Raw genomic sequence first — 6,419 nt, forward strand, 5'->3', positions numbered from 1 at the left:
ATTGCCCTGTTTCCACATAAGAAAGGAGTCGACCCATGGAATCACAAATTATGGTACGGGACGTCGTATTTCATTACCCTGGACAGTCTGAGCCGGCACTTAACGGCCTATCGCTCGATGTATATAAAGGGGAATGGCTTGCGATTGTCGGCCATAACGGTTCTGGTAAGTCGACACTGACGAAATTGTGGAACGGGCTTCTGATTCCTGAAAAGGGGGAAGTCCGCGTCGAGACACTCGATCCGTCGAACGCCGCAGACGTGTGGGACGTTCGAACGCGGATCGGGGTCGTCTTTCAAAATCCCGACAATCAATTTGTCGGGGCGACCGTGCGCGATGATGTGGCATTTTCTCTCGAAAACATGGGACTTCCACGTCAAGAAATGGTTCGTCGAATTGATGACAGTCTAGCGCGCGTTGGATTATCGGAACTAGCGGACCGTGAACCGCATCAGTTATCCGGTGGACAAAAGCAGCGTGTTGCGATTGCTTCGGCTCTCGCAATGCGCCCGCGTGTCCTCGTGCTCGATGAAGCGACCTCGATGCTCGACCCGATTGGGCGACAAGAGGTATTACAAACGGTACGACAGCTCGTCTCGGAAGGGATGACCGTTGTCGCCATTACACACGAGCTCGACGAAGTGTTGTTTGCTGACCGTATCATTGCATTGTCGAAAGGCACGATTGCGATGACCGGTACACCTGAAGACGTGTTTCAACATCCAGATACGCTCCGTGACATTCAATTAGATGTCCCGTTTATCGTTCGGATGCAACTCGAACTGAAGGCACGTGGCATTCCACTCGATCGTCTGATGCTACAACATTCGGAGTTGGTGAACCATCTATGCCGATACGCATTGAAGAAGTAACATATCAATATCAAATGAATACTCCGTTTGAACGAACCGCGCTGCGCGATGTGAATGTAACCATTCCGTCGGGAGCGCTTGTTGCGTTTCTTGGGCATACAGGATCCGGGAAATCAACGCTCGTTCAACATATGAACGGCTTATTACGACCGACAGATGGACGTGTGGTGGTCGACGACATCACCGTTACCCCGATTCGCTCGCGTCGTGATAAAAAGCAAAATCTCTTACCGCTTCGGCGTCGCGTTGGGCTCGTCTTTCAATATCCTGAGCACCAATTGTTTGAAGAGACGGTCGAACGCGACGTCATGTTCGGTCCGCGCAATTTTGGCGCGACAGATGCCGAAGCGAAAGAGCGTGCCCATGAGGCACTTCGACTCGTCGGTTTAGATGAATCATTATGGGACCGTTCCCCATTCGACCTTTCCGGGGGTCAGATGCGCCGTGTCGCGATTGCAGGCGTCTTAGCGAGCCGTCCCGATGTCCTCATCGTGGATGAACCGACAGCGGGTCTCGATCCGATTGGAAGACGCGATATGCTGGCGTTATTTAAGCGGCTACGAGAAGAGCTGAACTTGACACTGATTCTTGTCTCACACGATATGGATGATGTGCTCACCTATGCAGAACGCGTGATTGTGATGGAACGTGGTCAGGTGGCGTTCGATGGGGACCCGTTTGAACTGTTCCAAGACGAATCGCTCGTACATCGTCTCCAGCTTGATATCCCACACGTTCTCCGATTCGCTCGCGATTTAGCGCCAACGTTTGGAGAGACGGTCATTCCGCTCGTACGAACGGAGGGCGAATTGGCGGATTGGATTGCGACGCACTTGAAAGGGGGAGCCGAATGATTATTGGTCAATATATACCGGGCCATTCTTGGCTCCATTCACTCGATGCGCGGGCAAAGACACTTTTTATTTTAGGGTTTATCCCGGTGGTGTTTTTAGCAGATAACTTATGGACGAATTTATTTCTATTAGCATTCACGCTGTTTGTGGTGAAACTATCACAACTATCGTGGCGTTATTTATGGAATGGATTACGCATGATTCTCTTCTTAATCGTCTTCACGTTGATCTTGCAGCTGTTATTTAATCGCGATGGGACACTGCTCTTTGAATTCGGGCCGATCGCAATCTATTCAGAAGGGATTCGAATGGGACTGATCGTCTCGCTCCGATTCTTCTATCTCGTCATGTTGACGACACTCGTTACGTTGACGACAACGCCAATGGAGTTGACTGACTCGATTGAAGCAGGTCTCCGACCGTTTGAGCGGATTCGTGTGCCCGCACACGAGATTGCCTTAATGTTATCGATCTCGCTTCGTTTTTTACCGACCCTTGCCGACGAGACAGACCGCATCATGAAAGCTCAACAAGCGCGAGGTGTTGATTTGATGAGCGGTCCATGGAAGTCTCGTTTAAAAGGTGTCATCCCGCTATTGATCCCGTTATTCATTTCTGCGTTTAAGCGCGCTGAAGACCTCGCCACGGCAATGGAGGCGCGTGGGTATCGTGGTGGTGAAGGACGGACGAGGTTGCGTGAGATGAAGTGGCAGACGCGTGATACGGCAGTATTACTTCTATTTGTCGCGTTAACACTCATTTTGTTTGGATTGAGAGGGATTGGATGAGACGGATTAAACTGACAGTTGCCTATGACGGGACACACTATGCGGGATATCAAGTACAGCCAAACGGGAATACGATTCAGGCCGAGATTGAGGCGGTCTTGACTCGGATGCATCGACACCCCGTCAAAATTGTCGCCTCAGGTCGTACAGACGCCCGTGTCCACGCCTTAGGACAAGTGATTCATTTTGATACAACGCTACAGATGGCGGCGGAGCGGTTCGTGAAAGCATTGAATGCGATGTTGCCGGACGACATTCTCGTCAAACAAGCAGTAGAAGTCGACAAGACGTTCCATGCTCGGTATGGGGCGAAGCGAAAAGAGTATCGCTATCATATTCGTAAGACGGAGGATCCGTTCAGAAGACACTATGCTACCACGGTGACTTACACACTTAGTCTTGACCGGATGCGTCAAGCGATGGAGCGGCTAGTCGGGACTCATGATTTTACCTCATTCTCTGTGACGAAGGCGGAGGTCGAGGATCGTGTTCGTACTATCTATGAAGCAGAAGTACTCGAAGTGGGTGATGAGATTGTATTCCGTTTCGTTGGTTCTGGCTTTTTATATAATCAAGTTCGTATTATGGTGGGGACGATTATCGAGGTGGGAAGAGGCAAGTATGAGCCTACGGACATCACCGAAATGCTGGAGGCGAAAGACCGCCGTGTGGCGGGGATTACCGCGCCCCCGCACGGTTTGTACTTGTGGAATGTGAATTATGAAAAAGTAGATTGACATTCCCTCTATAAAATCGTATTATATTCATTGGCATTTCATTTTCAAATTTAGAGATGAACCACAATCTTAGCCCCGTAAACTAGGATTATGATAAAGCATCAAAAAATTAAGTGAACAGACATTTCTAGGAGGTATTCCACATGCGCACAACATTCATGGCTAAAGCATCTGAAGTAGAACGCAAATGGCTCCTTATCGACGCAGAAGGCAAAACACTCGGTCGTTTGACTAGTGAAGTAGCATCACTTCTTCGCGGTAAGCACAAGCCGACTTTCACACCACACGTTGATTGCGGAGACCACGTCATCATCATCAACGCTGAGAAAATCAAATTGACTGGTAACAAATTGAATGACAAGATCTACTACCGTCATTCAGGTCATCCAGGCGGTTTGAAATCACAAACTGCAAAAGAGCTTCTCGCAAAACGTCCAGAGCGTATGCTTGAACTCGCGATCAAAGGGATGCTTCCAAAAGGATCACTCGGTCGTCAACAATTCAACAAACTCCACGTTTACGCTGGAACTGAACACAAGCATGAAGCACAAAAACCAGAAGTTTACGAACTTCGCGGTTAATCGAGACACAGGGAGGAACTAAACGATGGCAGATGTACGTTACTACGGAACAGGCCGCCGCAAACACTCGGTGGCTCGCGTTCACCTCGTTGCAGGTGACGGTAAAGTTGTTGTAAATGGCCGCGATATCTCAGAATACTTCGGTCATGAGACTTTAATCATGATGGCTAAATCACCACTCGTATTGACTGAAACAGAAGGTAAATACGATGTAATCGTTAACGTTAACGGTGGTGGATACACTGGACAAGCTGGAGCAATTCGCCACGGCGTATCACGTGCGCTTCTTCAAGCGGACCCAGAATTCCGTCCAAGCCTCAAAGAAAAAGGATTCTTAACTCGTGACGCTCGTATGAAAGAACGTAAAAAATACGGTCTTAAAGCAGCACGTCGCGCACCACAATTCTCGAAGCGTTAATCTTCGCGAAGTGGTTCGAACTCTCCATCCTTTTGGGTGGAGAGTTTTTTGTATAAATTAGTCGATTCCGAAGCCGTCAAGAAAACGCTTTTTTTGATATACTGATATCGAAACAGTTATAAGGGGGAAGCAATATGCTTACAGTAGAGCAAGTACGCGAGGAATTGGCGGGGCTCGTTGATCCGACGATCAACCGAACGCTTGGAGATACAGCGGGAGTCAAAGACATCCGCATTAAAGAAGACTATGTCAGTGTGAAAGTGGCACTCGGACAAACAGGGAGCGGGGAACAGCTTCAGTTACAACAAGAAATCGTCACACTGCTCAAGGGGAAAGGCTTTAAGACGGTCGGACTTCGTTTTGAAGCGTTGAATGATGAAAGTTTGAAAGAGGCAACGAAGCCGGCGATTCTTCGTGAGAATTCAGGAACGACATTTATCGCCATTGCTTCAGGTAAAGGTGGCGTAGGAAAGTCGACAGTATCTGTCAACCTCGCTGTCGCTCTTGCACGTGCCGGGAAGAAAGTCGGATTGATCGACGCGGACATTTACGGTTTCAGCGTTCCAGATATGCTTGGAATCGAAGAGCGTCCAGTCGTTCGTGGGGAAAAAATCATACCAGTTGAGCGTTTCGGCGTGAAAGTCATTTCGATGGGCTTTTTCGTTGAAGACAATGCACCGGTGATCTGGCGCGGACCGATGCTCGGGAAGATGCTCAATAATTTCTTCAATGACGTTGAGTGGGGCGACCTCGACTATCTATTACTCGACTTACCGCCAGGAACGGGAGATGTCGCACTTGATATCCATTCCATGCTCCCATCATGTCAAGAATTGATCGTGACGACACCACACGCTACAGCAGCTTTCGTTGCAGCACGTGCGGGAGCAATGGCGATTAAAACGAACCATAAACTGTTGGGTATCATTGAAAACATGGCCTACTTTGAAAGTAAGGTAACGGGTGAGAAGGAATACGTATTTGGTCATGGCGGTGGAGAAAAACTGTCAGAAGCACTGAAGAGTAAACTCCTTGCTCAAATCCCACTCGGTCAACCGTATGACAACGAGGAAGACTTTGCACCATCGGTCTATCGTGATGGGCATCCGTTTGAGCATACGTATGATGAGTTGGCGCAAGCAGTCATTCAACAAATAGAAGGGTGAATCGGTGAGAGATGAAAGTACAAGGTTTTTTACGTTTGTTTTGGACAACGCTCGTGTTTGGGACGTTGTTTGGGTTCCTAATGAATTTATTGGCGAACCCGGGTTATTTGGTCAGTCAGTCCTGGGAGGCAATTGTTACGGCACTTAGTTACTCGAGTACATGGACCGGGATCAGCATGATGGGCTTTTTCGCCTATTTAATCATCCACCGAGTCGGTCTTGACTTGTTTAGAGGACCACGTCTATGGAATCGTGTTCAAGTATTGCTGATTGCTTTCGCAATCTTTGATGCCGTTTATTTACGAATGCTCGCATTTGGGAACGACCATATGTGGCGTTATATCGGTGAGATGGTCGTATTATTAATTGTCGCTTGGGTAGTTGCTGTGAGTAAGGCGAAACAAACAAATATGAGTGCTTTCATCCCAACGCTCTTCTTGATGACGGTGATTACATTAATCGAATGGATTCCGGCTCTTCAAACAACTGATGCAATTCCATTACTTTGGCCGGCGCTCGCGACACTTGTGTTTGCGAACGCTTATCAAGTGTTAATGCTTCATCGTTTCCAACAGACTGGGCAAGTGGCCGAGTCGACTTCATCAGAATCAGGAAAGAAAAAAACTAAAAAGCAGATGTCTTCTAAGTCATCATAACGATCAACCGGTCTTGGATTGCTCCTTATCATGGGAGCAATTCAACGACTGGTTTTTTATTTTGATTGCATTAGAAGAAAAAATAAAGTTTTTTTAGAAAAACAGTTGACGGTTTTTGGCGATGCTGATATATTAATAAACGTCGCTGATGTTGTTCACGAAACAATAATCAGAAAGCGAAAAAAATAATAAAAAGTGGTTGACTTTCATAAGTCAAATCGCTATTATTAAAAAGTCGCTAACACGACAACGATTGGTCTTTGAAAACTGAACGATGAGGCAAAAAAAGTTTTACAATTTTTGAATGAAGCGCAAGCTTCGTCAATTTAAGAGCTATATCAAATTCT

At 47.4% G+C, this 6,419-nt stretch carries 8 protein-coding genes; all 8 read left to right on the forward strand.

The window, feature by feature from the left end; genetic code table 11:
* Positions 1 to 35: 35 nt before the first annotated feature.
* Positions 36 to 872 carry an energy-coupling factor transporter ATPase gene (locus KNO87_RS14835; RefSeq protein ID WP_214791086.1) on the forward strand — a complete coding sequence of 279 codons (837 nt, stop codon included), beginning with the start codon at positions 36 to 38 and terminating at the stop codon, positions 870 to 872.
* Positions 848 to 1,726, forward strand: coding sequence for an energy-coupling factor transporter ATPase (locus KNO87_RS14840; RefSeq protein WP_214796636.1), 879 nt, complete (start codon positions 848 to 850; stop codon positions 1,724 to 1,726). The genes KNO87_RS14835 and KNO87_RS14840 overlap by 25 nt, the downstream gene beginning before the upstream one ends.
* A complete protein-coding gene (locus KNO87_RS14845) occupies positions 1,723 to 2,514 on the forward strand; it encodes an energy-coupling factor transporter transmembrane component T family protein (protein ID WP_214796638.1) in 792 nt (263 codons plus the stop codon). Before KNO87_RS14840 ends, KNO87_RS14845 begins: the two co-directional genes overlap by 4 nt.
* Positions 2,511 to 3,251, forward strand: coding sequence for a tRNA pseudouridine(38-40) synthase TruA (gene truA, locus KNO87_RS14850; RefSeq protein ID WP_214796640.1), 741 nt, complete (start codon positions 2,511 to 2,513; stop codon positions 3,249 to 3,251). The genes KNO87_RS14845 and truA overlap by 4 nt, the downstream gene beginning before the upstream one ends.
* Before the next feature lie 143 nt (positions 3,252 to 3,394).
* Entirely contained in the window at positions 3,395 to 3,832 is a 438-nt protein-coding gene (gene rplM, locus KNO87_RS14855; protein WP_026824852.1) for a 50S ribosomal protein L13, read from the forward strand.
* A 25-nt stretch (positions 3,833 to 3,857) separates the two neighbouring features.
* A complete protein-coding gene (gene rpsI / locus KNO87_RS14860; protein WP_012727644.1) occupies positions 3,858 to 4,250 on the forward strand; it encodes a 30S ribosomal protein S9 in 393 nt (130 codons plus the stop codon).
* Positions 4,251 to 4,384: 134 nt separating this feature from the next.
* Positions 4,385 to 5,416: an Mrp/NBP35 family ATP-binding protein gene (locus KNO87_RS14865; RefSeq protein WP_214791103.1), complete on the forward strand. Its 1,032-nt coding sequence runs from the start codon at positions 4,385 to 4,387 to the stop codon at positions 5,414 to 5,416.
* 11 nt (positions 5,417 to 5,427) lie between these two features.
* A complete protein-coding gene (locus tag KNO87_RS14870; protein WP_214796642.1) occupies positions 5,428 to 6,072 on the forward strand; it encodes a KinB-signaling pathway activation protein in 645 nt (214 codons plus the stop codon).
* Positions 6,073 to 6,419 lie beyond the last annotated feature (347 nt).

It is taken from the genome of Exiguobacterium sp. s34 (genome assembly GCF_018617435.1).
Taxonomy (GTDB): domain Bacteria; phylum Bacillota; class Bacilli; order Exiguobacteriales; family Exiguobacteriaceae; genus Exiguobacterium; species Exiguobacterium aestuarii.